The sequence below is a fragment of the Treponema endosymbiont of Eucomonympha sp. genome (assembly GCF_001028545.1).
On the sequence record NZ_BBPW01000709.1, the window covers coordinates 1 to 430 of the forward strand.

Annotated in this window: 1 protein-coding gene; it reads left to right on the plus strand. The window is 56.7% G+C overall.

Translation table 11 applies throughout. From position 1 onward, the window contains the following. On the plus strand, positions 1-324 hold a 324-nt coding region (locus tag AWU74_RS08720; RefSeq protein WP_238580295.1), incomplete at its 5' end, for a hypothetical protein. Between the last annotated feature and the right edge of the window lie 106 nt (positions 325-430).

Consider the following 430-nt stretch of genomic DNA (forward strand, 5'->3'; position numbering starts at 1 on the left):
CCCGACAAAAATACCGGCATCTGCACAATGAACGGTGGAATCATCGCCGAAAACACCGCCAGAAGCGGCGGCGGCGCATATCTCGGTACGGGCGCGTCGTTTATCTACACGGACGGCACGATTCGGAGAAACACGGCCGCCATCGGTGCCGCGGTCTTTGTCGGCGAGGGGAGTTTTACGGTCAGCGAAAAAGCAGTGGTTGACGTAGGGAATTCGGCGTACCTGAACGCGGACAAAACGGTCGTCATGAGAGGAACTTTGCGCACACAACTTGCCGCCAATATCATAGAAAATGGCATTAGTTCGGGCGAGGCGATACACTGACTTGCTCCGATAAAGGCGGAAGACTTGTCGTACCGGAGAGACACGTTTAGCTCGGCGCGTCCGAAATGAAGCATCGCGAGCCAGCCGCTCAGCAGGCGAGCGCTAT